The organism is Phormidesmis priestleyi BC1401 (genome assembly GCF_001650195.1).
GTDB lineage: Bacteria > Cyanobacteriota > Cyanobacteriia > Leptolyngbyales > Leptolyngbyaceae > Phormidesmis_A > Phormidesmis_A priestleyi_B.
This window is the reverse complement of the sequence record NZ_LXYR01000002.1, coordinates 107420-134119: the sequence shown is the minus strand read 5'-3', so window position 1 is coordinate 134119 and position 26700 is coordinate 107420. Positions and strand designations below refer to the sequence as shown.

26 protein-coding genes and 1 tRNA gene are annotated in these 26700 nt (G+C 49.0%); 14 read left to right on the top strand and 13 right to left on the bottom strand.

The window, feature by feature from the left end; genetic code table 11:
* Positions 1-62 precede the first annotated feature (62 nt).
* Together trxB and A8707_RS02075 are read right to left on the bottom strand one after the other, a co-directional pair.
* Positions 63-1430 carry a thioredoxin-disulfide reductase gene (gene trxB / locus A8707_RS02080; RefSeq protein WP_068814629.1) on the bottom strand — a complete coding sequence of 456 codons (1368 nt, stop codon included), beginning with the start codon at positions 1428-1430 and terminating at the stop codon, positions 63-65.
* A 183-nt stretch (positions 1431-1613) separates the two neighbouring features.
* On the bottom strand, positions 1614-2042 hold the full coding sequence (locus A8707_RS02075; protein ID WP_231947899.1) for an endonuclease domain-containing protein: 429 nt from the start codon (positions 2040-2042) through the stop codon (positions 1614-1616).
* 349 nt (positions 2043-2391) lie between these two features.
* Here A8707_RS02075 and A8707_RS02070 point away from each other — a divergent pair, with 349 nt between their 5' ends.
* From A8707_RS02070 to A8707_RS02050, 5 genes are all read left to right on the top strand, one after another.
* Positions 2392-2940 carry a type IV pilin-like G/H family protein gene (locus A8707_RS02070; RefSeq protein WP_068814627.1) on the top strand — a complete coding sequence of 183 codons (549 nt, stop codon included), beginning with the start codon at positions 2392-2394 and terminating at the stop codon, positions 2938-2940.
* A gap of 159 nt (positions 2941-3099) precedes the next feature.
* A complete protein-coding gene (locus A8707_RS02065; RefSeq protein WP_068814626.1) occupies positions 3100-5349 on the top strand; it encodes an O-linked N-acetylglucosamine transferase, SPINDLY family protein in 2250 nt (749 codons plus the stop codon).
* Positions 5350-5389: 40 nt separating this feature from the next.
* Positions 5390-7420 carry an FkbM family methyltransferase gene (locus A8707_RS02060; protein ID WP_068814624.1) on the top strand — a complete coding sequence of 677 codons (2031 nt, stop codon included), beginning with the start codon at positions 5390-5392 and terminating at the stop codon, positions 7418-7420.
* 88 nt (positions 7421-7508) lie between these two features.
* Entirely contained in the window at positions 7509-8150 is a 642-nt protein-coding gene (locus tag A8707_RS02055) for a hypothetical protein (RefSeq protein ID WP_068814623.1), read from the top strand.
* 2 nt (positions 8151-8152) lie between these two features.
* A complete protein-coding gene (locus A8707_RS02050) occupies positions 8153-9061 on the top strand; it encodes a pentapeptide repeat-containing protein (RefSeq protein WP_068814618.1) in 909 nt (302 codons plus the stop codon).
* Positions 9062-9110: 49 nt separating this feature from the next.
* On the opposite strand, the gene A8707_RS02045 is transcribed toward A8707_RS02050, so the two are convergent.
* Positions 9111-9183, bottom strand: a tRNA-His gene (locus A8707_RS02045).
* 146 nt (positions 9184-9329) lie between these two features.
* On the opposite strand from A8707_RS02045, the gene A8707_RS02040 reads away from it, so the two are divergent.
* The gene (locus A8707_RS02040; RefSeq protein ID WP_068814780.1) at positions 9330-9713 is read left to right on the top strand and encodes a DUF4359 domain-containing protein; all 384 of its coding nucleotides are present in this window, start codon (positions 9330-9332) and stop codon (positions 9711-9713) included.
* Positions 9714-9723: 10 nt separating this feature from the next.
* Here A8707_RS02040 and crcB read toward each other — a convergent pair whose 3' ends face one another.
* A complete protein-coding gene (gene crcB / locus A8707_RS02035; protein ID WP_231947898.1) occupies positions 9724-10137 on the bottom strand; it encodes a fluoride efflux transporter CrcB in 414 nt (137 codons plus the stop codon).
* A gap of 45 nt (positions 10138-10182) precedes the next feature.
* Here crcB and A8707_RS02030 point away from each other — a divergent pair, with 45 nt between their 5' ends.
* A complete protein-coding gene (locus tag A8707_RS02030; RefSeq protein ID WP_068814614.1) occupies positions 10183-10926 on the top strand; it encodes a Uma2 family endonuclease in 744 nt (247 codons plus the stop codon).
* Here the strand turns inward: A8707_RS02030 and A8707_RS02025 are convergent.
* Positions 10923-11993: a cysteine peptidase family C39 domain-containing protein gene (locus tag A8707_RS02025; RefSeq protein ID WP_197484579.1), complete on the bottom strand. Its 1071-nt coding sequence runs from the start codon at positions 11991-11993 to the stop codon at positions 10923-10925. The two genes, A8707_RS02030 and A8707_RS02025, sit on opposite strands and share 4 nt — an antisense overlap.
* Positions 11994-12196: 203 nt before the next feature.
* Between A8707_RS02025 and A8707_RS02020 the strand changes: the two genes are divergently transcribed.
* Positions 12197-12394, top strand: coding sequence for a hypothetical protein (locus tag A8707_RS02020; protein ID WP_068814609.1), 198 nt, complete (start codon positions 12197-12199; stop codon positions 12392-12394).
* Positions 12395-12470: 76 nt separating this feature from the next.
* Here A8707_RS02020 and A8707_RS02015 read toward each other — a convergent pair whose 3' ends face one another.
* From A8707_RS02015 to A8707_RS02005, 3 genes are all read right to left on the bottom strand, one after another.
* On the bottom strand, positions 12471-12671 hold the full coding sequence (locus tag A8707_RS02015) for a DUF2283 domain-containing protein (RefSeq protein WP_082906191.1): 201 nt from the start codon (positions 12669-12671) through the stop codon (positions 12471-12473).
* The gene (locus A8707_RS02010; RefSeq protein WP_068814605.1) at positions 12668-12928 is read right to left on the bottom strand and encodes a DUF4258 domain-containing protein; all 261 of its coding nucleotides are present in this window, start codon (positions 12926-12928) and stop codon (positions 12668-12670) included. The genes A8707_RS02015 and A8707_RS02010 overlap by 4 nt, the downstream gene beginning before the upstream one ends.
* 135 nt (positions 12929-13063) lie before the next feature.
* The gene (locus tag A8707_RS02005) at positions 13064-13273 is read right to left on the bottom strand and encodes a hypothetical protein (protein WP_068814603.1); all 210 of its coding nucleotides are present in this window, start codon (positions 13271-13273) and stop codon (positions 13064-13066) included.
* A 259-nt stretch (positions 13274-13532) separates the two neighbouring features.
* On the opposite strand from A8707_RS02005, the gene aspS reads away from it, so the two are divergent.
* From aspS to A8707_RS01990, 3 genes are read left to right on the top strand one after another with little or no spacing between them, the layout of a single operon-like run.
* Complete coding sequence (gene aspS, locus A8707_RS02000) at positions 13533-15329, top strand: aspartate--tRNA ligase (protein ID WP_068814601.1); 1797 nt, start codon at positions 13533-13535, stop codon at positions 15327-15329.
* Between the two features lie 57 nt (positions 15330-15386).
* Positions 15387-15704 carry a DUF6464 family protein gene (locus tag A8707_RS01995; RefSeq protein WP_068814599.1) on the top strand — a complete coding sequence of 106 codons (318 nt, stop codon included), beginning with the start codon at positions 15387-15389 and terminating at the stop codon, positions 15702-15704.
* Positions 15670-16755, top strand: a complete 1086-nt coding sequence (locus A8707_RS01990; protein WP_068814597.1) for a tocopherol cyclase family protein — start codon at positions 15670-15672, stop codon at positions 16753-16755. The genes A8707_RS01995 and A8707_RS01990 overlap by 35 nt, the downstream gene beginning before the upstream one ends.
* Positions 16756-16970: 215 nt before the next feature.
* Here A8707_RS01990 and A8707_RS01985 read toward each other — a convergent pair whose 3' ends face one another.
* From A8707_RS01985 to gcvT, 3 genes are all read right to left on the bottom strand, one after another.
* The gene (locus A8707_RS01985; protein ID WP_068814596.1) at positions 16971-17276 is read right to left on the bottom strand and encodes a P-II family nitrogen regulator; all 306 of its coding nucleotides are present in this window, start codon (positions 17274-17276) and stop codon (positions 16971-16973) included.
* Positions 17277-17278: 2 nt separating this feature from the next.
* Complete coding sequence (locus A8707_RS01980) at positions 17279-18250, bottom strand: sodium-dependent bicarbonate transport family permease (RefSeq protein WP_068814595.1); 972 nt, start codon at positions 18248-18250, stop codon at positions 17279-17281.
* Positions 18251-18954: 704 nt separating this feature from the next.
* On the bottom strand, positions 18955-20082 hold the full coding sequence (gcvT, locus tag A8707_RS01975; RefSeq protein ID WP_068814594.1) for a glycine cleavage system aminomethyltransferase GcvT: 1128 nt from the start codon (positions 20080-20082) through the stop codon (positions 18955-18957).
* Positions 20083-20245: 163 nt separating this feature from the next.
* On the opposite strand from gcvT, the gene A8707_RS01970 reads away from it, so the two are divergent.
* The gene (locus A8707_RS01970; RefSeq protein ID WP_068814593.1) at positions 20246-21544 is read left to right on the top strand and encodes a glucose-1-phosphate adenylyltransferase; all 1299 of its coding nucleotides are present in this window, start codon (positions 20246-20248) and stop codon (positions 21542-21544) included.
* Between the two features lie 266 nt (positions 21545-21810).
* On the opposite strand, the gene aroF is transcribed toward A8707_RS01970, so the two are convergent.
* Positions 21811-22731 carry a 3-deoxy-7-phosphoheptulonate synthase gene (gene aroF / locus A8707_RS01965; RefSeq protein WP_269452646.1) on the bottom strand — a complete coding sequence of 307 codons (921 nt, stop codon included), beginning with the start codon at positions 22729-22731 and terminating at the stop codon, positions 21811-21813.
* A 371-nt stretch (positions 22732-23102) separates the two neighbouring features.
* Positions 23103-25022 (bottom strand): ABC-F family ATP-binding cassette domain-containing protein, encoded by a 1920-nt coding sequence (locus A8707_RS01960; protein WP_068814591.1) that lies wholly within the window; start codon positions 25020-25022, stop codon positions 23103-23105.
* Between the two features lie 326 nt (positions 25023-25348).
* On the opposite strand from A8707_RS01960, the gene A8707_RS01950 reads away from it, so the two are divergent.
* Together A8707_RS01950 and A8707_RS01945 are read left to right on the top strand one after the other, a co-directional pair.
* Complete coding sequence (locus tag A8707_RS01950) at positions 25349-25978, top strand: DUF4340 domain-containing protein (RefSeq protein ID WP_068814589.1); 630 nt, start codon at positions 25349-25351, stop codon at positions 25976-25978.
* A 199-nt stretch (positions 25979-26177) separates the two neighbouring features.
* Positions 26178-26459 (top strand): hypothetical protein, encoded by a 282-nt coding sequence (locus A8707_RS01945; protein WP_231947897.1) that lies wholly within the window; start codon positions 26178-26180, stop codon positions 26457-26459.
* Positions 26460-26700 lie beyond the last annotated feature (241 nt).

Sequence of the window (26700 nt, the reverse complement as noted above, 5' to 3'; positions counted from 1 at the left end):
AGTGAGTAAGAAGCCTCAATAGTAGAAGACTTCACCCAAAACTCAAAACTCCTGTCTCCTTCTTAGAGGTTGCTCTCGATCAATTCTCGATATTGACTCTTTTGCTTTACGCCTTTGACCTCAGCAACAATGCCTTTGTGCTTGAAGAATTGAATCGTTGGAGTGCCCGTCACCCCTGCTGACTCGGCAATATCAGGGTCTTTGTCGATGTCAATTTCGACGAAGTGAATGCGACCGTCAAACTCATCGACGACTTTGTTGAAAATCGGCTTGAGCGTGTGGCAAGGACCGCAGTCAGGTGAGACATATTTGACGACGATTAAGCGATCGCTCTCGTGATAGAGCTTTCTCAACGCCAGTCCGCCCTGGTGACGAGTGGCGGCGACATCAAACTCAGCGCTGGGCTTGATTTCCTCAATGTGCGTGGGTGTCTCTTCGGCGGTTTGTTGAGCGTGAGTTTTAGCAAACTCTTGCACCAAGCCGTTGAAGGATAGCCAACGTTCTGCCAGCATCGCTGCCATACATCCGGTTCCAGCCGCGCTGATTGCTTGACGAAATTCGTGGTCTTGCACGTCTCCAGCCGCAAATACGCCTTCGACGCTGGTTTCGACCGATCCGGATTTGGGGACAATGTAGCCAACGTCATCGAGATCTAGCTGACCTTTAAAGAGAGAGGTGTTGGGCGTGTGCCCGATCGCATAAAACAGCCCTTTGGCATCAATGATGCGTTCTTCCCCGGTTTTAGTATTTTTGACCTTCACCCCAGTCATGTGCTCGTCGTTGCCTACGACATCAACAGGTTCTGTGTTCCAGTGAACGGTGATTCTGGGATTGGACAGAACGCGATCTTGCATGGCTTTGCTGGCGCGCATTTTATCCGTTCTGACAATCATGTGAATGTGATCGCCATATTTGGTCAAATAAATCGATTCTTCTGCCGCAGTGTCGCCGCCACCAATCACGACCAGCGTTGCGCCTCGAAAGAGAGGAGTTGCCCCGTCGCAAATGGCGCAGGCTGAAATGCCTCGGCTCCAAAACTGACGTTCTTCAGGAAGCCCTAGCCGTTTGGCGGTAGCACCTGTGGCGATCACGATGCTGTGGGCGAGAACTTCTCGATCGTCAGACTTAATCACAAACGGACGCTGACTCAAATCAACCGAGGTGACATCTTCCATGTGTAGCTCTGCCCCCCAGCGCATGGCTTGCGCTTTCATTCGATCCATCAGTTGGGGACCTGTGATGCCTTCAGGAAAGCCCGGAAAGTTTTCAACTTCGGTGGTGGTCATCAACTGTCCACCAGGCAACCCTCCCGCTTGAAAGCCCTCAAACATCAGAGGCTTGAGGTTTGCACGACCTGCATAGATAGCTGCCGTATATCCAGCCGGACCAGAACCGATAATGACTACATTCTCTACGGTTGGGGTTGCCATAGGGTATAAACAAACTCATAACGACTACGTTTAGTATATCGCAAAATAGTGGGTTCTCGTCAAGTCAGTCAGAGGATGCAATGCTCTTTGCTCTGTTTGAGTATCTGGCTCGATTAACCTGTAAATCTTTGCCCTCACCCCAGCCCTCTCCCACGGGAACTGCGGTGTACAAACAAGTCTTTGTCACTTCGGTTGAGTCGGCTTCAGCCCCCTAGATCCCCCATTTTGGGGGACTTTGAGAAGAGGAGGCTGGGGTTCGATCGCGTTGACGATCTGCTGGAGAACACTACTTAAATCTGACATCACTTCTTGGTTATCAAACCGGATGACTCGATAGCCCAGATGATTCAGTTTCTCAGTTTGGGCAGCATCATACTCCCTTTGCTGATCATGAACTGCGCCATCGAGTTCAATGACAAATCGATGCTGAGGACAATAGAAATCGACAATAAAAGACTCGATCGGATGCTGAGTGCGAAACTCCCAGCCGTGCAGTTGACGGTTTTTGAGAGCGTCCCACACCATCTTCTCAGCCGGGGTCAGGTTTTGTCGAAGCTGTCGAGCCGCCGCAATGAGGTTTGGAGTTGTTCCACGAATGCGCTGAGAATTCATCGAGCGAATTGAAGACGACTTCTCCAAGCGTGCCCACCGCTTCCCAGTTGCTATCTTTTTTAAAGTCCCCCAAAGTGGGGGATTTAGGGGGCGAAGAACCTCAGCCATGACCGATCGAGCAACTTGTGCACACGGTAGCCCTAAGGAGAGAACAAGAATTCTAGGGCTGGCGAGGGCTTCGCTCCACTTTATGAGGAGCAGATCGTCGCCTCTAACTCTTATTGGATCGAGGGTTTGAGAAATCAGGAAGATTTTTAGAGACGAGTGATATGAAAGGTGAAAGAACTGGGCAAGTTAGGTTCAGCGTTAGAAGCTCATCCACCCGCACCCTTTAGGAGACACTCTTTCCATGAAATCTGAACTCAAAGCAAAGTTTCTGCAACACCTCGTCGGCAAAAAGAAAGATCAAGGTTTCACCCTGATCGAGCTATTGGTGGTCATCATCATCATCGGCATTCTGTCTGCAATCGCGCTGCCTTCTTTCTTGAACCAGGCAAACAAAGCCAAGCAGTCTGAAGCCAAGCAGTATGTGGGAACCCTGAACCGCACTCAACAAGCTCGCTATTTGGAAAAGAGCAACTTTTCATCTGACTTCAATGGTTTGGCAAACCCCGTTCCAGCAACAACTTCTAACTACGATTACACGCTTCAGGCAGTTGCCACTGATGCTACTAGTGTGATCAACTATGGCACCTCCAAAGCGAAGGCCCTAAAGTCTTATAACGGCATGGTCGCTATCTCGGTTGTGAAAGAGGCTAGTGACGCAACCACAACGGCTGTTTTGTGTGAAGCAATCACGCCCGACGCTAAGATATTAGCAGACCCAAAACCACCTGCTGCTGGAACTTCTGCACAACCAACGTGTGATGCCACCGCGAGAGATATGAGCAAAGGTTGATGACAGCACAATCAAGTTGCAATGATCTAGCCTGAGCGCTAAGTTTCAAAATTTTAGAGAGTGGGTGGGTAGATTTCTATCCACTCATTTTTTTGCGTGTTACGTCGCTTTATCTTGCGTCCATACTAAAGCAACCCTTTCGATCAAGCCCCCACGACAATGACTTCTACCAACTCTACCGAAGCGTTAACCTCCTGGCAATTGCAAGCTAGCCAATATCTAGCGCAAGCAAATTATGCTCAAGCTGCCCAACTCTACGAACAAGCGATCGAGTCCAACCCCGAAGAGCGATCTTATTATTGGCAGTTAGGCTTATTGCTGCTCTTGCAAGGTGAAGAAGCCGAAGCCCAAACCACCTGGCTGTTTGCGATGTCGGAAGGTGAACCTGATCAGGTTGAACAATGGGTCGCTGAGTTAGCGCAAGTGTTGCAAACCGAGGCAGAGAGACGCGAGGCTTTGACAGACTACTCAACCGCGTGGGCAATCCGTCAACATCTGCGCGAAGTGTCTCCTAATCTCATTTATAACGTTCTGCAACTCTTGCAGCTTTCGATCGAGCTTGATCTCTACACCGATGACACGCTTGAAGAGTTGGAGTTGCCGCAATCGCTTCAAGGAGTAGAGGTCAATTCAGAGTTTTTGCTACACGTTTTAGAAACTGTTTTATATCACGCCGCCCCTACGCCGTCTCTGCTCAAATTTGCTGAGGGTTGCATCAGCTTAGTTCCTGATACTCACGCCTTGATGCAGGTTTTGCTGCCCGCAGCGATTCGATTTGCTCACAGTAAGATGAGTGGTGCATTTGCAGCCGATCTGGTTGAGGCTTATCTCCGCTTTGACCCTGACAGCATCGAATTTTTGGGTCACTTGTCGCTTTTTTATCACAACGCAAAACAGTACGATCGCAGCATCCAAGTCGGTGAGCGTCGATATGAACTCACAAACTACTTACCCGAAAAGATTTTTTCTAACCATTTAATCTTGCGGGGCTTGCTTGGTGCGGGTGGCTATTGGCAAGAAGCGCTGAAGATTGCTGAGAGGCATGAGTCTTTGTTGCAGACTTTGGTTGAGCAACAGCCCACCGATGTACATTCTGTTAGTATCTCTCGGCTGCTCAACTCGTCTTACTATTTGGTCTACTTCTACGATCAGCCACAGCGCTGGCGCACCCTCGAAAATCAAGTCCTCGAATATTGTCAAAAAAATATTCAACTCAACGCCGCCAACAAGGGCAGAAACTATCAGCACTCAATCCGCGATCGCGCCCCCAAGCGTCTTAAAATCGGCTATTTGTCTCACTGCATGGCAACGCATTCGGTCGGCTGGCTTGCTCGGTGCCTATTGCAGCACCATGATCGCGATCGCTTTGAACTCTATGGCTATTTTCTCAGCTATCGAAAATTTCACGATCCCTTGCAAGAGTGGTATGTGAACCAATTTGAACACGTCCACAAAATTGAAACGGTCGGTCTAGGAACCAACTTAATGATCGCGACCCAGATCCATGAAGACGAAATTGATATTCTCATCGATCTTGACAGCATCACCCTCGATCTAACCTGTGAGATTTTGGCACTCAAGCCCGCCCCCGTTCAAGCAACCTGGCTCGGTTGGGATGCATCAGGTTTACCCGCGATCGACTATTTCATCGCCGACCCCTACGTTTTGCCAGACTCCGCCCAAGATTACTACAGTGAGAAAATTGTTCGGTTGCCTCAAACCTATATTGCCGTCGATGGTTTTGAAGTCGGCATTCCCACGCTACGACGAGAACATTTAGAGATTCCCAATGATGCGATCGTCTTCCTCAGTGCCCAGCGAGGCTACAAACGACATCGCGACACCGTAAAGCTGCAAATGCGAATTCTTAAGCAAGTTCCCAACAGCTACTTCTTAATTAAAGGACTCTCAGACCAGGAATCGATCAGCAAATTTTTTGCAGAAATCGCTGAAGAAGAGGGCGTATCAAGCGATCGTCTCCGATTTTTGCCTGATGACCCATCGGTTGAAATTCATCGCGCTAATTTAGCGATCGCCGATGTGGTGCTAGACACCTTTCCCTACAATGGCGCAACCACAACCCTCGAAGCCCTTTGGATGGAAATCCCATTAGTGACGCGAGTCGGAGAACAATTTGCCGCTCGAAACAGCTACACGATGCTGACCAACGCCGGACTCACCGAAGGCATCGCCTGGACAGATGACGAATATGTCAATTGGGGAGTTCGTTTAGGAACCGATGCGGCGCTCCGGCAGCAAATCGCCTGGAAGTTGAAGCGATCGAAACAAACTGCCCCACTTTGGAATGGCAAACAATTTACTCGCGAGATGGAAAAGGCTTACGAGCAAATGTGGGCAACCTATTTAGCAACGTCAGAATCATCAGCCGAACTGAGTGAGCGATCGTGATGAATTCAGCAACACCGTATTTCACTCAAGAGTAATCAAGATGACTAAAACTCTCAAAATCTTAGTGCTCACCAATCTTTACCCGCCGCAAGTTTTAGGAGGATATGAACGCTCGATCGCAGACTTTGCCCGACTGTTGCAACATCGTGGTCACACCGTTTTAGTGTTGACGAGTGACACGCCCCAGTTTTCTGCATCTCACGTCAGTCTCTATCCTGATCCGCCTGTCGATCGTTGTTTGTCGCTCATGGGTGGGTGGTCCTCTGAAGGAGCAAGCTGGTTTGACCATCAGCGCGTAGTGAGTGCGAGGCAGCAAAATCAGGCGGTGCTCAAACACCACTTAGACCACTTTCAGCCCGATGTTTGTTTAGCAGGTAATCTGCGGTTTGTGCAAATGGAAGCAGAGAGTTTAGCACTATTGCTCTCTCGTCATGTGCCCGTGGTTCACTATTTGATGAATGCTCAAGCCGATTATTCGCCTCAGCACACGCCCCAATCGCCCCTTTACCAGCCCATCACCTGTAGCGATTGGGTCACGGCAAGCCTTCAGACGTTAGGCTACTCGACCGCTACAACACAAACTATTTATCCTGGTGCCGATGTCGATGCCTTTTATCAAGCCGAGCTTCCGCCGCGCGATCGTCTTCGCATTGCCTACGCCAGTTTAGTCACCGCATACAAAGGGGCTGATGTTTTAGTCGAAGCGCTCTCTCTACTTCACGCGGCAGGAATTGAATTCACCGCCACGATCGCCGGGGGCACGTTTCAACCAGAATTTGTTGAAGCTTTAAAGCAATTTGTGGAATCAGAAGGACTCCAAGAATCCGTTCACTTCCCAGGAGCATTGTCTCGTCAAGAACTGATTCAACTCTATAAAACTCATAATGTTCTGGTTTTTCCTTCTCGATTTGAGGAGCCATTTGGAATCAGTCAAATTGAGGCAATGGCAGCAGGACTCACTCTCGTCACCAGTGGCACCGGAGGAGCCAAAGAAATCATCGCCGAATCTGGCACCGATGGACTAATCTTTGAGTCTGAAAACCCATTTGATCTAGCCGATAGTTTGTCTTCTCTGCCAACAGACTTGGCACGCTGGGAGGCAATTACTCGAACAGGTCAACAACGAGCAATGTCTGAATTTAGTCAAGCTAAAGCAGTTGATAAGTTAGAGGCTATTTTCATAGAGTTAGTCAATCTGAAGAGTGCAAAACTTGCGACTAAACGATACAAAATTGGTTGCTACTCTATTCTTCTGCCGATCGACCATCGCTTAGATCACTATCAAGCAACTTGGCACAGATATGATACTGCTTTAGGCTATATTTCCCAGGCAGTTTTTGATAAATATCCCCAATCATCTGCGATCGACATTGGGGCAAATGTCGGCGATAGTGCAGCACTCATCCGCAGTGGTCGGGCAGTTCCAGTCCTATGCGTTGAAGGAAGTCCTGAGTTTGTTGAATGTCTGAGACGCAATGCTTTGCAGATCGGAGACGTTGAAATTGATGAGTGTTTTGTTGGCACTGATGGGGAGATCATTAATTTTGATTCAACTCTCAATCACGGAGGAACTGCCTCGATCGTCAATGCTCTTACTTCCAGCAAAGGTGAGCGAGTTGCAATGAAAAGCCTGAACACAATCATTCAAGATCACTCCAGATTTAAGGATGCAAAACTTCTCAAAATAGACACCGATGGCTTTGACTTCTCAATTATTAACGCCTCGGCTGACATTATTTCTGCATCTCGTCCAGTTCTCTATTTTGAGTATGATCTGACCTTTAAACCAAACGCTGAAGCTGAAGCGATCGAGGCTATTAAGACACTGTTAAAAATTGGCTACGAACACTTTCTGATCTATGACAACTTTGGAAACTATTTGATCAGCCTTTCTAACCGAGATCATGAAAAATTCGTTGACCTTAATTCTTATTTGATTTCTAACCGCAGAAGAAGTGGAACACCCGCAGTTTATTACTTTGATGTGTGTGCATTTACCAATGATGACAGCGACTTATTTGAGACCATTCGGAACAGGGAAACCGACCACAGCGATTTAGTCGATGCATAGCAGAATCGCCTCTATCCTCCCTAGTCAGTAGCCACGAGTCAACGCAAAATCGTATACTGATCTAGCCTCTTTGCCAGGGATGTGACTTTTGGGAATCGATCTTCGCAGTTACGTGTATCTCGACAACTTGCAGCCCCAACACGCTGCTTATCTCGGCACCGAGGCACTGGGCTTTTTACCCCTGCCCGGAGATGCCTCCCTCTGGATTGAGATTTCTCCCGGCATCGAAATTAACCGCATCATGGACGTGGCGATGAAATCAGCCGTGGTGCGTCCCGGTGTGCAAATGGTCGAACGTCTGTATGGGCTGCTCGAAATTCACGCCAGCAATCAGGGCGAAGTCAAAGCCGCAGGTCGAGCAATCCTAGACGCGATGGGCGTTCGGCAAAACGAAGGTCTCAAGCCGCGGGTGATTTCTAGCCAAATTATTCGCAACATCGATGCCCATCACACCCAACTGATCAACCGCACCCGACGCGGCAACATGATTCTGGCAGGGCAAACCCTCTACGTCTTTGAAGTCGAACCCGCCGCCTTTGCCGCCCTCGCCGCCAACGAAGCCGAAAAAGCCGCCTTCATCAACATTTTGCAAATCTCGGCGGTGGGCAGCTTTGGGCGACTCTATCTCGGTGGCGCAGAGCGAGACATCATGGCAGCATCTCAGGCAGTGGTGGCAGCGATCGAGAACGTCGCTGGGCGAGAGCATCCGACCGAGATGCGAAAGGAATAGACATGGCATCAAGGCATCTCAAGCTATTGCAGCAAGGGGCAGTGGCGTGGATTGAATGGCGATCGCTCCATCCGCACAGTTACCCTGACCTCAGCGAAGCCGACTTAAAGGGCGCAAATCTCCGAGGCGCAGATCTTAATCACGTCAACTTAAAAAAAGCTGATCTGTCCTGGGCAAAGCTGATTGCTGCTAATCTCAATGGCGCGATTCTCAATCAGGCAACGCTGCTCAACGCTGAACTAATCGATGCAACCCTCCAAAAAGCGGAATTAGTTGATGCTAGTTTAGTTGCTGCTGATTTGAGCGGCGCAGATCTCAGCGATGCCAACTTGATTGGAGCAGATCTGAAGGGAGCTAACTTCGATCGAGCCGATCTAACCAGAGCCAATCTGATCGGCACTGAGCTTCGAGGCGCAACCTTTCGAGAAGCTGATCTCAGCGAAGCAGATTTGAGACGAACCGACCTCAGCGAGGCAATGCTGCTCAATGCTAATTTTGCCCATGCAAATCTCAGCAACGCCAATCTCTATGAAGCCGAACTGATGGAGGCGCATCTCTATCATGCCGATTTGCAAAAGGCAAACTTGATGCGATCGCACCTCAGAAACGCCTATTTATTTGCAGCCAATCTCAGCGCAGCCAATTTATCGAGTGCAGATCTCGCCTGGGCAAATTTGAGTAAAGCGACCCTCGCAGGTGCAGACTTGACCGGAGCAAATCTCAGAGGTGCAAACCTAACCGGGGCAGATTTGACGGGAGTGATCTTGACGACTGCCTGTTTGAGGGGCGCAAATTTAAGCAGAGCCAATCTCACCGATGCCAACCTTACCGATGCTGATATTCGGGAGATTAAGCGCCACAGAACAATTTTCAGTAGAACGATTATGCCTGATGGCTCGTTTCAACTCTAGAAACCATAGAGAGCGATCAGGGTCGCTAATGCTAATCAAAACTTAAAAGGGCGAACGAGGGGACTCGAACCCCCGGATGGTGGTACCACAAACCACTGCCTTAACCACTTGGCTACGCTCGCCATCACAGTTAGTACTATAGCATTCAAGGGGACAAGTCAGCTAGATCTTTTAGGACGAGAACAAAATTTGTCCGATCGCGTCTAAGATCGTGGTTTCGCGTGAGGCAGCCGATTGTCTAACGCTTGTGGAGTGGGGATTGACCGCTATGAAGATAGTCAACCTGGCAGCAGGACTGATTGGAGTGGCGCTACTGGGAATAGCCGCAACCTTGGCGCTGACTAACCCTAAACAGGAGGCGTTTGAAGCGTTTGCAGTTCAGCGCATTCGAGAAGACGCTTGCAAAAAAGCGCCCTTGGGGTTGGCAAGCCAATGTCCAAAGTTTGTAGACGACAATCAGTCTGAGATCAAAAAGGTGATTACTCGCAACACCGATCGCCAAGATTATCTCGTGTTTAGCTTCTATCAAACTGACCTATCAGTGCGCGCGATCGTGCCCGATTTAGCCTTTCTTCCCGGAATGCCGACCTACCACTTTGAGACCGTCGGCTTGTTTGGAAAATTCTATCTCTACGAAGCCAAACAAAAGTAATCAAACTCTTTTATTGTCCAACTCTCGCCAGCATTGCTCCTAGCTGAACGAAGACGACTCCTAAAGCGGCACTGCCCAGCCAGTAAAGACCTGCGGCTGAAAAGTTTTGAGTTCTCAGCAGATTGAGGGTGTCTAATCCATAAGTCGAAAAGGTGGTGTAGGCACCTAAAAATCCAGTGGTCAACATTAGCCGAACTTCAGGAGATGTCGGCTGATCGACAAACCACGTTGCCAGAAATCCCATTAAAAAACAGCCGCTTAAGTTAATCAAGAAAACCCCGTAGGGAAATGCGATTCCGAAGCGCTGAATCGACCAGATGGTTAAGTAATAGCGGCACAAAGCACCCGCGATCGCGCCGAGACTAATGGCGATCGGCACTCGAATCGCCGGATCTTGCAGCATTGAATATCGTCCTTTTGTCAAGGGAGTTTGACCTCTACAATAAAGGGTAGTTTGTTGAAGAAGGCTATGTTTCAAACCGATCCGCCACGATCGCCCAAAGACTATTTGCCAACCATGTATGACCTGCCCAGCGAGAACCCGGAGGAACCTGGCTTGCCCGACGAGTTTCATTTGCTCCAGCCTCGCTTGCTTGAAGAAACCTTTCTTCCGCCCGACTATCTCAGCGAAGATGTCTTTACGGGCAGTGATCTCAATCTTTACTATGATGTGCGCCATACAGGTTGGTATAAACGCCCCGATTGGTTTGGAGTTGTGGGCATTTCTCGACTTTATGAACAGCGCGATTTGCGTCTGAGCTATGTTAGTTGGCAAGAAGGAGTCAACCCGATCGTGGTAGTCGAGCTACTCTCACCAGGCACCGAACGAGAAGATTTAGGGCAAACCTTGCGAGACGTTGACCAACCGCCAACTAAATGGGAAGTTTATGAACGGGTTCTCCGCATTCCCTACTACATTGTGTTTAACCGTTACACCGATGAGCTACAGGTGTTTCGTCTCGAAGGTGGAAGCTATAGCAAGATTGAGGCAACGCCACCCCGATTTTGGTTTGAAGAACTGCGGTTAGGGCTGGGATTGTGGGAAGGCACTTATCAGGGCATTGAGCGGCAGTGGTTGCGCTGGTTCGACGCGTTGGGTAATTGGATTCCTACACCTTTAGAGCGGCAATCAGATCTCGTTGAGCAAGAACGACAACGGACAGAGCGACTAATCGCCCAGTTACGATCGCTCGGCATCGAACCCGATCTTTAATCGATCGAGAACTCCTTTAAAGTGGGCACTCCCTCTAAAAAAGACCCCATTAATAACAAACTCGTTTGGGTGTCGAGAGTTCCTGTGATTTTGACACCGGACGATCGCTGAAACTCCCGCAAGGCTGATTTAAAGTCTTGAGACTTCTGCTGGAAGTAGCCCAGGCGCTTGAGATAATCAGCGGCTTGAATGTTTGTTAATAACAAAATCTCGTTCGGTCGGAAAATCGGCACGTATTGCTCTCGCCAAATTCGGGCGAATTCAGTCCGATCGAGCACATAAATTTTGCCACTGGATGGATCGCCGATCGCCGCTTTATCTGCGTTCATTGCCAGCAGTGCCACCGCGTGGGAAAGTTTGCGATCGCCGTCGATCAGCCAAACGCCCAACACCCCCGGACGGTTGATTTGACGCATCTGCTCCCAGGTTGGGGCGAGTTCAACCCCGTTGAGATTAAATCCACGGGCTGCCAAAATCACTTGCGGCATCGTTGTGCCCATACGACTCGTGCCCGCCAGCTTTGCGACACTGGTTTCGGTGGCTTCTTTGATGCCCCATCGCTGCAAAACCGTCGCTAATGCAGACGGGGCACAGCTACTCATTGAGGTTTGCTTAAAGACTCCGTTGGGCTGCAAGTTGTTGAAGAGATCGTCGTGAATCGGAGCCAAAAAATAAGCTTCGGTTGTGGTGAATCCGCCGACTCCGATCGCCCCAAGCAACAGCACCGTGAGAATTTGCTTACGAGCGGTTTGTGCCACGATCGTATAGGCGACTCCACAAAACCCGATCAGCATGATGCGCATAATCGTCCAAGTGGTCTGCATTCCATAGACGCGCCAGGTCAGAGGAAAGATTTGCATTTGGGGAATGTTGAGTGCCAAAACGAGAAAGGCGACGTAGATGCCAATAAACAGCAGCGCGGCTGCATTATTTTTCCCTTTAAACAAGTCATTTGCCGTTGCCCCTTGTCGCAAAAGCAGTCGCCCGATCGTCGTGCCTCCCCGAAAGCAGAAGATGCCTAACCCCAGAGTAACGATCGCTTCTAGCAGCATTAAAATCTTTCCCAACGTGCTTCTGTCGCTAGTCTACCCATTGCAACAGGCTGGCTAGAGGGGGAAGGTGTCCTAGTTTTGTCAAACTCGTGGTTAGGTCACAACCGCTTGTAACCCAGACAGCTATTCGAGCGAAACGCTCAATTTGAGACCGATCGTGCTTTGAACCTGAAGTTTTCAGCTTTGAACTCGAACGATCTCATTTTGAACTTAAAACTTTGACCTCTGAACTCGAACGATCGACCTTTGAACTCAAATTTTCCAGTTCTGGACTCGGACGATCGTGCTTTGAACTCGAAACTTTGACTTCTGAACTCGGACGATCGTGCTTTGAACTTGAAGTTTTGAGCTTTGAACTCGAACGATCGTGCTTTAAACTCGAAATTTGCGGTTGGAGATCGACAGAATTGAACTGACAAAAGCAACCATCCGCGTTTATACAATACCTATTGCCTCCGAAGAATGACGCTCTAAGCTTGTAAATGAGTGTCATCACATCTGAATCGGCAGTGAAGTTTCTCCAGGTTGAATCAGTTGCCGTTTTGAGGCGTTGAGAAACTCAATGCTCACAGGTTCTCCCGCTTCGTCATAGCTGACAATCACACCACCCGGTTCAGAGATGGCGTTGACTGGAGGCGTTTCCCGCAGAATCAGGATCAGAATATCGGCATCAGCGCTGTATTGCATTCTCATAGTGATTCCTGCCAGTAGCGTTTGACTTGATTTGTCCAGTAAAGGGTAAGGATGCGCTTCGTTGAGCCAATTTCTACATAGGGAACGCGCAGTAAGCCGTTACCTCTTCTTGATTGGGCAACGAGAATGCCTTCGTCATCAGGAATCATTTGTTCTGGATTGATCACCACTGCTTCAACCTCTTGTCGAGTGATGCCGAGTCGCTGTTCCCACTGCTGCTGTCGTTCTTCTGCGTGTTGTGTCCAGACAATTTCCATGCTAGTCGAGAAAGATTTTTTGAGAAGGGACAACGATCGCTCTTTAGCCAGGAAGGAGGAAATTGTCTTTTTTGGTAGAAGTGGTTTGTTTTAACGCTTTGAGATCCTTCAAAAAGCTTGGCAGATACTCAACATTCACGGTTGTTCCAGTTCGTTAAGCGCTTCTGCCAGACTCATCGGCAGTTCATCGCGTACTTCCACGATCGCGCGGTAAAGCCCCTCGTCTTTTAGAGCATTGAGCAATTTTTGGTAGTCAGCGATATTGATAATGACTTTGCAAATCTTTCCTGACGCATCGGTGATGAATTCTTGGGCAAACGGATAGTCGCTGGCTGGAATCGTCATGGCTGCTTTAGGATGACATCTCAACTTCCATTGTACGGATAGAAATTCTCTGCCATTGTTCGGCAGTTAAGCAAGGCGGGAGACAAAAGGATGAGATGAGATTCCAAATACCCGCTCACGATCGTCACTCAACTACGCCATAATTGAAAGGTTTTTGCGCGTTGTCAGCAATGCTTGTCCATTGAAAGCGTTGATCTGCCCACGATCGTTAGACTAAACTCATAGTTTCCGATTCATCCCTCATCCCTCATTTCTCCCTATGCGTAGCTACTATTGCGGTCAACTCCGAGCCAGCCACATTGGAGAGACAGTGACTCTTTATGGATGGGTCGATCGTCGTCGGGATCATGGGTATGTGATTTTCGTCGATTTGCGCGATCGCAGTGGCACCGTTCAAATTGTCAGCGACCCCGAACGGACTCCGGGTTCTTATCAAACCGCGGGTGATTTGCGAAACGAATATGTGATCAAGATTGTGGGACGGGTTACTAAGCGCCCTGATGAGTCGTTAAACCCTAAAATTGCGACGGGCGAGATTGAAATTTATGCCGACGAGATTGAAATTCTCAACGCTGTTCGCAAACAGTTGCCGTTTCAAGTCTCGATGTCTGATAACGAAACGGTGCGAGAAGATTTACGCCTGAGATATCGCTATTTGGATTTGCGCCGAGAGCGGATGAGTCGTAACTTACAACTGCGTCATCAGGTGATCAAATCGATTCGTCGCTATCTAGAAGATGCTGAAGGGTTTATCGAAGTCGAAACCCCAATTTTGACGCGATCGACTCCCGAAGGTGCCAGAGATTATCTCGTTCCGTCGCGGGTGAATGCGGGTGAATGGTTTGCGCTGCCGCAGTCGCCGCAATTGTTTAAGCAGATTCTGATGGTGTCGGGCTTCGATCGCTATTATCAAGTCGCTCGCTGTTTTCGCGACGAAGATTTGAGAGCCGATCGTCAACCCGAATTTACTCAACTCGACATGGAAATGAGTTTCATGTCACAAGAAGAAATTATTCACCTGAACGAGGGGTTAGTCAGTCACATCTTCAAAACCATTAAAGGCGTTGAGATTCCGACTCCGTTTCCTCAGCTAACCTATGCAGACGCGATGGATCGCTACGGCTCTGACAAGCCTGATACGCGCTACGGATTAGAGCTAGTAGACGTGTCGGATATTCTCAAAAATTCTGGCTTTAAAGTCTTTGCTGATTCGGTCGCGAAGGGCGGCATTGTCAAAATTCTGCCGATTCCGGGTGGAAATGATGCCGTTTCTAACGTGCGAATCAAGCCGGGTGGAGACTTATTTAAAGAAGCCGCAGAAGCCGGGGCGCGAGGATTGGCGTATATTCGAGTCCGTGAAGATGGCGAAATTGACACGATCGGAGCCATCAAAGACAACCTGACCGACGAGCAAAAACAAGAGCTTCTCACCCGCACCGGAGCCAAACCCGGACATCTGCTCTTATTTGGGGCGGGAGACACGATCACGGTGAATAAAACGCTCGATCGCCTCCGTCAAGCCCTGGCACGCGAACTAAACTTAATCGATTCCGACAAGATTAATTTGCTGTGGGTGACCGACTTCCCAATGTTTGAGTGGAACGCCGACGAGAAGCGACTGGAGGCGTTACACCATCCCTTTACCGCACCCAAACCTGAAGAGGCACACGATCTCAAAACGGCTCATGCTCAGGCATACGACCTGGTGTTTAACGGCTTTGAAGTCGGCGGCGGCAGTGTGCGGATCTATCAGTCCGATCTGCAAGCAAAAGTGTTTGAAACGATCGGGCTATCGGTCGAAGAAGCACACAACAAATTCGGCTTTCTGTTAGAAGCGTTTGAGTATGGCACCCCTCCGCATGGCGGCATCGCCTATGGACTCGATCGCTGGGTGATGCTGCTGGCAGGCGAAGAATCGATTCGAGATGCGATCGCGTTTCCCAAAACTCAACAGGCTCGATGTTTGCTGACGAGTGCGCCTTCTAGCGTCGATGACAAGCAGCTTAAAGAGCTACACGTTTCGTCAACTCATAAACCTAAACCGGGAGCCTCTTAGCCAGATTTATCTAGATCTCACCCTGACATCTCCAGCCAGATTGAGCACAATAGTCATATGCTGGAGATTGTTTTGATTTGCGCGATCGGGCTGATTCCGCCACTTCTGTCTTTCGTGTTTTTTAGAAAGATGCAGATGAGGGCACAATCTCGATTACGGGCTGCTGTACAAGCCGCAGAACGCAGACAAATTCAGCGTCTTTTGTCGTTGCCTGCTGACTATCACTATGTTGAAGGCGTGGGTGCCCTGATTGGGGATTCGACCTGTCGCTATAATGCCCGTTCTGCTCAGATTCGCTGTGCGGTCAACCCGTCTGGTCCGTGTAAGGAGTGCCCCTATTATGAGTCGATCGCATCGCCTACAAACCCCTCATAGCGGCTATCACTGGGATGGAAGCAGTCGCCTATTTTTTGAGGGTTGGTATTATCGCGTCACGCTGCCAGAGTGTGGTCAGACATTTGCGTTTATGTATTCGATCGAAGACCCCACAGGCAATCAACCCTACAGCGGGGGTGCGGCTCAAATTTTGGGTGCCAATGATGAATATCTCTGTCGCACCTTCCCCAATGTGCAGCAGTTTTGGGCATGGCAAGACGCGCTGGGCTTGGGTCACTGGGGAAAATCTCAACATTCAGAAGCTGGATATCTGGAGGCGGCGGAGTTCGATCGTCAGATCCAAGAAGGCTATCAGGCAACGGCGACTTGGCATCAGGGCAAACTCTATGAGCCAAACGGCAACTCGGCAGAATGGCAGTATGAGATTACTCCCGTGTATGGCTGGGCGAGTTCTGAGCAATCACAGCAGTCAACAGCCGGATGGATGTCTTCGCTACAAATTTTTGAACCGGGTTGGCAAGTTCTGATGGCGCACGGGCTAGCAACGGGCTGGATTGATTGGAACGGGAAGCGATATGAATTTACTAACGCCCCTGCCTATGGTGAGAAGAACTGGGGAGGAGCCTTTCCGCAAAAGTGGTTTTGGTTAAACTGCAATAGTTTTGACAACGAACCGGATCTGGCACTGACAGCAGGCGGCGGTAGACGTGGAGTTTTATGGTGGATGGAGTCGGTCGCAATGATTGGCGTTCACCATCGCGGCAAATTTTATGAATTTGTGCCCTGGAATTCTGAAGTGAGTTGGTGTATTAGACCGTGGGGCTATTGGCAAATGGATGCCAAGAATGCAGATTATACAATCACGCTCACAGGCACGACTGATCTACCCGGAACGCCGCTGCGTGCGCCAACCGCTCAGGGGCTAAGGTTTGTTTGTCGAGATACCATGTTAGGAAAGGTAACGCTGGAGTTGAGAACGCGTCACAGCAACGAATTAATTCTGAAGGCGACGAGTTCTCTCTGTGGTTTGGAGACGGGTGGTGAACCTTGGGATGGGGTCTGGCAAGCAAATTGTGGATGGAGTATCTGATAGGAGCAAAATCAATGAATTTTGGTGTTGCTGAATCGATCCATGAAGCACAGATTTTACCCTCACCCTAGCCCTCTCCCTAATGGAGAGGGGACAAGAGTTCTGGCTCTCTTTTCCCTGGGGAGAAGGGTTGGGCAAAGCTCTCGCCACACTTCGTGAGGAGGGCATTTCATATCCGTATTCAGCAACGTCTAAATTTTCTGTTGTTTTAGCATTCACGATCCGACACATCGAACGACGTTCATTTGCATTGCATCTGACACAAAGCATACGCCTCCAAACTTGTTTAAGATTGGATTCAAGTTTTCAATCACGGCATCAATCTGCTCAGTAGAGCAAAAAGCAATCACATACACATTATCTAAGCTCGAAAAATCATCAGACACTGTGCCCCGTAAACTTCTTCCAGCCACATTCCGAATCACGGTGTAGCCCGGAACGCCTGATTTTTCTAGCCCTTTCAGAATTTTATTGAGTTCGATCGAACTCGCCATAATCTCGATGCGTTTTACGACTTCCATGATTAGCTCCAGAATAAATTGATTCCATACAAATAGAGCGGAATTCCTACCAAAATATTGAATGGAAAAGTGACTGCGAGAGCCGTCGAAATATATAAACTAGGGTTGGCTTCAGGAACGGTGAGCCGCATCGCAGCCGGAACGGCAATGTAAGACGCACTTGCACAGAGAACGGCAAACAACAGCGCATTTCCTTGCGGCATTTGGATGAGTTTGGCGATCGCGATGCCAATTCCAGCGTTAAAAATCGGGGTCAAAATCGCAAACGCAATCAAAAACACGCCCGCCTTCTGCAAGTCTTGAATTCGTTTAGCGGCAACCAATCCCATATCTAGTAAGAAAAAGGTGAGTGCTCCATAAAATAAGTCTTGGGTAAAGGGTTTCAACACTTCTTCACCATGCTCTCCGGTCAAGATGCCGATGATGATGCTGCCAAACAACAAAAACACCGAGCCGTTAAAAAATGACTCGCGCAAGATTTCGCCCCAATCGAATTCTTGACCATCTTGGTTGACTGCAAACACTTTCACCAAGATTAAACCCACCACGATCGCGGGTGACTCCATCAATGCTAAGGCTGCCACCATATATCCGTCAGAGGCAATGTTGAGCTGATCGAGAAATGAGCCAGCCGTGATAAAAGTGACCGCACTGATTGCGCCATAAGTCGCGGCGATCGCGGCTGCATTATAGGGATCTAATTTGATCCGTAAGATAAAAAATGTGTAGATTGGCACAACACAAGACATCAAAATCGCTGCTCCGATCGTTAAAAATACATCCTGAGTAATGCCACTTTTGGCTAATTCTGAACCGCCTCTAAACCCGATCGCGATCAGCAAATATAACGAGAATAATTTTGGAATGGGAGCGGGAATTTCGAGATCAGATTTGACTAAAACAGCCAGCATTCCTAAAAAGAAGAATAGAACAGGCGGATTCAAAAGGTTGGAGACAACTAGGCTGACATTCATTCACATCTCCCGATCGTGGATTCAGGTTATAAATCTGTAGATTACAGCACTGAGTCACGCTGATTGAGATTTGGGGTGGCGATCGCGCCCCATTTTTTTGCTGGGCTGTTATAATTCGCTTGGTTTGGGGCTGTAGCTCAGATGGATAGAGCGAGCGCCTCCTGAACGATTTGGGCACCGTCGAGGAAACTCTGCGCGTGAATGTGATCAAACTCGGTGAACCCTAAAAGGTGAGGCAAAGATTTTAAGCAATCTGCTGTCGCACTTCATGGAAATACCGAGCCAAGCCTAGATGAATTGACTGATTTACAAAGATGGACATTTCATTTAGGAAGGTGTAGAGACTAGATGGTCACCACCTACGAGCGACTGCTTAGGGTGAAGGGATAGTCCAGAGAGTGGGGAAACTCACACCAATCTGAAGCGCTAGGCCGCGCGTTCGAGCCGCGCCAGTCCCGTTTGTTAATTAAAGCTCCTGAAAGCCGACTGGTCTTCAGGAGCTTTTTGTCGGTTGACGTGAGTTCGGGGAGTTTTCGCGCTGCGATTCTGCCCCGCCCGTGACTGTAGGTCTGGGCTAACGGTGCGAAACCCGTTGAAACGGGTTGAATCCAGATTTCATTTCAGTCCCTTTAGTGGACTTCGCACGGTTAGCCCGGATTCTCAATCCAGGGCGGTTGAACAACGAAGCGCAAAGACTCTCGAACTCACGTTTTGTTGGCGCGATAGAAAGGACGCTTGACCACGATCGCCCCATAGCGTTTTCCTCGAATCTCGACTTCGAGAGATTGACCGATCTGAGCCAGCCCGATCGAAACATAAGCCAGCGCGATCGGATATCCCACTGTCGGAGCGAGAGTGCCGCTCGTGACGATGCCCACTTTTTGACCGTCATGCAGCACTGGGTAGTTATGACGCGCAATGTTGCGACCCTGCATTTGCAGCCCAACAAGCCGTCTAGTGACACCAGATCTTTTTTGCTGCTCAAGCACCGATCGACCGATAAAATCGCCTTTGGTATCGAGATGCACGAGCCAGCCTAATCCGGCTTCTAAAGGCGTGGTGGTGTCATCGATGTCTTGCCCATAAAGCGCCATTGCCGCCTCTAGTCGCAGAGTGTCACGGGCACCCAACCCGCAAGGAGTCACACCGGAGGCGAGGAGCGATCGCCAAAGCTCGATCGCGACTTCTGGGTCAACCATCACCTCAAATCCATCTTCTCCGGTGTAGCCTGTGCGAGCCAGAAAGCTGGGTTGACCCAAAACATTCGCCTCCAAATGTCCAAACGCTTTAATCGGAGCGAGGTCAGCATCGACAAACGCTTGCAGATGACGAACTGCGTCAGGTCCCTGCACTGCAATCAACGCTTTAGACAAAGAGTAATCTTCAAAGCTGATTTGCGTGCGATCGAGATGGTCGATCATCCAGGTTTTATCTTTGAGCGTCGTGGCGGCATTGACAATAATCATCCACCGTTGATCCCCATCCAAATCAAGTCCTTGGTAATAAAAAATCAGATCGTCAATAATTCCGCCCTGCGGATTGAGCAAAACGGTATATTGTGCCTCACCCCTCTTCAAACGACTGAGATCAGACGGCACCAAATTCAGAATTTGGCTCAAAACATCTTTACCCTTGAGCGCAAACTTACCCATGTGAGAGATATCAAACATCCCCGCCGCCGTGCGAACCGCCTGATGTTCTTGCCCGATGCCGCTAAACTGCACAGGCATCTCCCACCCTGAGAAACCAGTCATGCGGGCTTTGAGTTCAACCGCAAGCGCAAAGAGCGACGTTCGAGCTAAAAGGTCTGAAGAGTCGATGGAGTCAGTCACAGCGCGATCGTCCTTTTTATCCCTAAAGTAGCAGGGAAAAAGAACTATCTTCTGTTCCCGTTGATCCCCACTTGACAATCTTCTTTCTTTTACCCCTTGTCAACAGCACCATACAGACAGACACTATTGATGGGAGTTGAAGTGGCAGCAACGAGGTTTCTTTGTGAAAAAAGTTTTAGCAATCATTTTAGGTGGGGGAGCCGGAACTCGCCTATATCCCTTAACGAAGCAACGTGCAAAGCCTGCGGTGCCCCTCGCTGGGAAATATCGCTTAATTGATATTCCAGTTAGTAATTGCATCAACTCAGAAATCTTTAAAATCTACGTTCTCACACAATTTAACTCTGCCTCCCTCAACCGACACCTCACCAGAGCCTACAACTTTTCGTCTGGGTTTAATGATGGCTTTGTTGAAGTGTTAGCTGCTCAACAAACTCCCGAAAATCCGAACTGGTTTCAAGGCACTGCCGACGCGGTACGTCAATATTCGTGGCTGTTTCAAGAGTGGGATGTTGACGAATATCTCATTCTCTCTGGCGACCACTTATATCGGATGGACTATCGCAAGTTTGTGCAGCGTCACCGCGAAACGGGGGCTGATGTCACGCTCTCAGTCGTGCCGATGGATGAGCGTCACGCCTCTGAGTTTGGGTTGATGAAGATCGACAAAGCGGGGCGAGTCATCGACTTTAGCGAAAAGCCCAAAGGGGATGCGCTGAGGGAGATGCAGGTAGACACAACCGTTTTGGGGCTGTCTCCCGAACAAGCGAAGGAAAGCCCCTATATTGCCTCAATGGGCATCTATGTCTTTAAGAAAGAGGCATTGATGAAGCTGTTGCGGCAAGACCCCGATCAAACCGACTTTGGAAAAGAAATTATTCCAAATTCTGCCAAGACGCACAACCTTCAGGCGTTCTTGTTTAACGACTATTGGGCAGACATTGGGACGATCGAAGCCTTTTATGAGGCAAATTTAGCGCTGACTCAACAGCCAAATCCCCCGTTTAGCTTTTACGATGACAAAGCTCCGATTTACACTCGTCATCGCTTTTTGCCTCCTAGCAAATATTTAGACTGCAAAATCACGGAGTCATTGATTGGCGAAGGCTGCGTTCTCAAAGACTGCCGAATTAGCCATTCGGTATTAGGGGTGCGATCGCGCATTGAGGGAGGAGCCACGATCGAAGACACGCTGATCATGGGGAGTGACTTCTATGAAGACTACGCTGAGCGGGAATCAGGACTTGCCTGTGATGATTCCCAAGTTCCGTTAGGAATCGGCAAAGACTCGGTGGTTCGGCGCGCCATTATCGACAAGAATGCTCGAATTGGCTGCAACGTTCACATCGTCAACAAAGATCGAGTCGAAGAAGCTAATCGAGAAAATCTAGGGTTCTATATTCGCAGTGGCATCGTGGTGGTATTGAAGAATGCACTGATTGCAGATGGCACGGTGATTTAGGCAGAATACAGAATTAAGAACGAGAGATAAAGCAGACATTTTGGTTTCACCTCTCATTTTTTAGGGTGAATTCGATGAGAACTCTCGCTTCGGTGTTCACCCACCCGTGACTGAAAGTCCGGGCTAACGGTGCGAAGTCCGTTTCAACGGACTGAACGCCTCGAACCGTCTGCTAGTCCCCTTTAGTGGACTTCGTTTTGTTAGCCCGGACTTTCAGTCACGGGCGGGGCAGAATCGCAGCGCGAAAAATCATCGAACTCATTTTTTTAGGCGATCGCCAACTGAGGGCGTTGAATCTCATAAACCTGACGACCGATCGCTTCGGCAACGGGTTTTACACTGCGAACTAAATTCACCATATCGTCGAGAGTCAGAGCTTGGCGGGCATCCGAGACAGATTTATCAGGCTCTGGGTGACACTCAATGATTAGACCATCGGCACCACAGGCGATCGCGCCACGAGACAGATCGGCAATCAATTCGCGCTTCCCGGCAGCATGGCTGGGATCGACGATCACAGGTAAGTGAGTAATTTGTTTTAGAGCAACGACGGCTCCGAGATCCAGCACGTTGCGCGTGTAGGGGTCAAAGCTGCGAATGCCGCGTTCGCACAAGACGACGTTTGGGTTGCCGTAACTCATGATGTATTCGGCTGCCATTACAAATTCTTCGATCGTCGAAGCCAGTCCTCGTTTGAGTAAAACGGGCTTGTTTGCCTGCCCGATCGCCTTCAGCAAATCAAAGTTTTGCATATTGCGACTGCCAATTTGCAGCATATCTGCACAGGCGGCGATTTCTTCAATTTGCGAAATCGCCATCACTTCGGTGACGATAGGCATCTCATAGCGTTTGCGAACCTCTGCCAAAATTTCTAGCCCCTCTAATCCCATCCCCTGAAAGGCGTAGGGCGATGTGCGAGGTTTATAAACACCGCCCCGCAATGCCTGTACGGGAGCAAACTGTAGGTGTTGGGCGACGGTTTCCATTTGCGTCAGGCTTTCGACCGTGCAAGGACCGCCGATGATGACGATTTTTTGTCCCCCGATCGCGACGTGATCAGAGAGATGAACGATCGTATTTCGATGAGACTCAGACTTGACGACTAACTTTGCATCTTTCATGGAATGACTCCTAAACAATAAAAAAGCCCGAAACCGATGGGTTCCGAGCGGGACGAACGGTTGCACGATCGCTTCACCCAGAACTGAGTGTTCCAAAATTAAAGCTAAATCGCCAGAAGCTAAGGTGAAGCATGAGAGGAAGAAGAGATTAGGACATTAAAAAACCGCAGAGGTTAATCTGCGGTTCACCGGGGCGCTCACAACGAACGACATTCACCCCAAGTGAACCGCGTCGCGCCAAAAAAAGAAAAATGTGTTGTGAGACATGAAAATGCGTCGCTCGAAAACTGATTACTTTGAACTTAACAGAGAGATTAGGGTGCGTCAAGTGCTCAATCGAGCACTTGACGATGAAAAGACACCTCAACACAACCGCTAGTCGCTGGCTAATTCGTTGATATTTCGCGACAAAGTTTTGCTGTCGCTCATTCAACGAATTATTCAGTGACCAGTTCCGCAAGTTCGAGCCAGCGCTCTGTCGAGGTTTCGATCGCACGTTCCAACTCTGCCATTCGCGCCGAAAGTTTTTCCACCGCCGAGAAACCGTCAGGCGGATTGCGATGCAGCGTTTTCTCAATCTCGACTTTCTCAGCTTCCAGTTGCGGAATTTGAGCTTCCAATGTTTCAAACTCTCGCTTCTCTTTATAAGAAAGCTTTCGAGTTTTGGTCGCTGTTGCTACCGCAGGCTGAACACTTGGTTTGACAGATTTCTGACTCGTCGCGCCTATTTTTTCCGCGTCTTCTTCGGCTTTTTTATAGTCTAGATAAATTGAGTAGTTACCAGGATATTGGCGGATGTTGCCACCCGGTTCGAGTGAAAAGATAGTGTTGACGGTGCGATCGAGAAAGTAGCGATCGTGCGACACCACAATCACACAGCCATTAAAATCCTCTAAATACTCTTCGAGAATCGCCAGCGTTTGCACATCTAAATCATTGGTCGGCTCGTCCAAAATTAAGACGTTGGGCGCACTCAGCAAGACTTGCAGCAAGAATAATCGTCGTTTTTCACCTCCAGACAGTTTGTGGATGGGCGAATATTGCTGACTGCCAGGGAATAAAAACTTCTCCAACATCTGAGACGCTGTGATTACCGTCCCGTCTGCCAAAGTGACTAATTCGGCGGTTTCTTTGAGGTAATCAATGACTCGCTGATCTTGATTAAGTGAGTTGAGCAAATCTTCTGAATGCTGATCAAAATATCCGATGTGAATCGTGCTACCAATCTCCACCGTGCCAGAGTCGGGAGCCAATCGCCCTGTCACCAGATTCATCAGCGTCGATTTTCCGGCACCGTTTGCACCGATGATGCCAACTCGATCGTCCGGGCTAAATTCGTAAGTGAAATCTTTGATCAGAACTCGATCGCCAAATGATTTTGAGACATTCGTGATTTCGATGACTTTCTTGCCAATTCGCCGACCTGCTGTGGCAATCTCGACTTTTCCGTTGTCTTGTTTAAACTCGCGATCGCGCATCTCATGAACACGATCGATGCGGGCTTTTTGCTTCGTGCTTCGGGCTTTGGGTCCGCGACTCAGCCATTCCAATTCGCGACGCAACACGCCCTGATGTTTGCGCTGTGTGCTAGCGGCAGACTCTTCGGCGAGGACTTTTTTCTCTAAGTAGTAGGAATAGTTGCCAGAGTAGGCGAAGAGGTCGCCGCGATCGATCTCTAAAATGCGATTAGTGACGCGATCGAGAAAATAGCGATCGTGGGTGATCAGCAACAACGCACCTCGATAGCGATTGAGATAGCTTTGCAGCCATTCGACTGACAGCGCGTCCAAGTGGTTAGTCGGCTCATCCATCAGCAGCATATCGGGCTGAGACAGCAAAGCCGTAGCCAGAGCAATCCGTTTTCGATAGCCGCCTGAGAGGTCACCAATTCGAGCGCTAAGATCTTCAATTCCTAGCTCGGTGAGAATAATTTTGGCGTTGGTTTCCAGTTCCCAGGCTCCGGTCGAGTCCATTTTTTCAGACACTTCAGAGAACCGCGCCATAATTTGGTTCTGGTCGCCTTGCCCGTGAGCTAATTTGTCAGAAAGCTCTTCATATTCGCGCACCAGTGCCATCTGCTCGCCACTATCGGCAAACACTTGCTCAAGCACCGTATGATTTTCATCAATTTCGGGCTGCTGGGGCAAATAAATCAATCGCGCACTCGGATTAACGAGCCGTTGCCCCGCGTCGATCGACTCCAATCCCGCAATCATTTTAAGCAGCGTTGATTTGCCCGACCCGTTGGTGCCAATCAGCCCCACCTTATCGCCTTCTTCAACCGTGAAGCTGGCATCTCTCAGCAATTCTTTAATGCCGAAGTCTTTTTTAATCGATCGTAAGGTAAGCAGACTCATGCAATTTTGGGTTGGAACCGTTTATAAGTGCACGTTAGCACTTCACGATCGTAACGTGGAAACGATCGCAAGCCAATCTCTTTTGACAGTATCGGCTCAGATGCAGGACTCAGCGCTTAAAATTAGACCTCCTGTACGAATACGCTCTCACCCTAGCCCTTTCCCCAAGGAGAGGGAACAAGAGGTTTTAGCTCCTTTCTCCTTTGGGAGAAGAGTTAGCGAGGGCTTGCCCCACTGCGTGAGGAGGGCTGTCCAGATTCACGCAGGAGATCTATTGAACTCTGAGAAGTCCGGTGTTCTCTCTTAATCTGCGATCGTTGAGCGTTATGAAGCTTCAAAAACTCCCATTAATTCTGCTGTTTAGTGCCGTCCTTTTAGGGGGATTCGTCTATTTTTCTGAGTTGAGAAAAGAGTCTCAGCCGCCAGCCGCCAAGACCGACAGCAAATCTATCTTTGCGCTCAAGGAAGACGATGTTCAATCCTTTACGATTCAAACTCTGAAACAAACGCTGAAATTTGAGCAAATTCCGATGGCAATTCCGGCGGGGCAAGCTGGACTTAAAAAAACGTCGTCTTGGCAGATGATCGCACCTCAAAAAACGACGGCTGATGAAGCAACGGTGGCATTTTTGCTAAATTTGATGGCAACTGCAACGAGCGATCGTAGCCTCCCGACTCCGATTTCTCGCAAGGCTGAGTTTGGGTTAGAGCCGCCTTTTGCGACGATCGAGGCAAAGACCAGCAATCAAACCCATCGACTGATTTTGGGCAAACCGAATTTTAATCGTCAGTTTCTCTATGCACTCGCTGACCCGGTAGAAAATCCTACTCAAGATCTAGCAGTGTTGCAGGTGTCGATCGAGTTTCAGAACGCGCTCGATCGTCCCCTCTCTGACTGGAAACAAGTTAAAGAAAAGCCCAAACCATCCCCTAGCAGCACCCCACGGCTGAAGTAGGTGGGTTTTGTGGGTTCTCGAACTTCTATAAAGGCTACAGAGTTTTCATCACTGGTACTGATTTGGGTTGGAGTCGCGATCGCCTTGACAATCTCCAACTTTAGTCAGGCGTTGAGTGAGCAGAACCGCGCTAGCATAATTTTTCAGTAGCATTTATATGGGGCAGTCTAAATTGAAGCAAAATCCAGAGAACCTTGAAGTGAAGAGAACCACGTTGTTCGATCGCACGTTTCGAGACCGTGAAGGCAAGATTGTAATTGCTCAAATGCCAAATTTACCAATTCTGGTTTGGCTGGCAGCGACCTTGCTTCAACTCATACTTCCAAGTGGCAACCTCCACACAGGATTGAATCTAGTAGCATTCGGCGCGCTGTTTACTTGGGCATGGCAGGAACTATTTGAGGGGGTTAACTACTTCCGTCAGTCGCTCGGCTTAGTGGTGCTAGTGGGCATGGTCGCGCTCAGACTCAACTTTGGTTGAGCAGAATCAAAACATTTGCCGATCGCTACTCTCGAAGCTGGGATCGCCATTCTTAAACACCCTGCTGTCCGCGAGGTCTCTTACCACAGAAAGCGATCGTCACATCCAGCAATCGCGGCGATCCTGAAGAACTTTTGACAAAAAGTTGAATCCTTTTAAAGTGAAACTTCAGCAAGTTTAGATAAATTTGCTTCTGAGCATCTGAAAATGTAAAATTTTATATAGGTTTTAGCAGAATTAT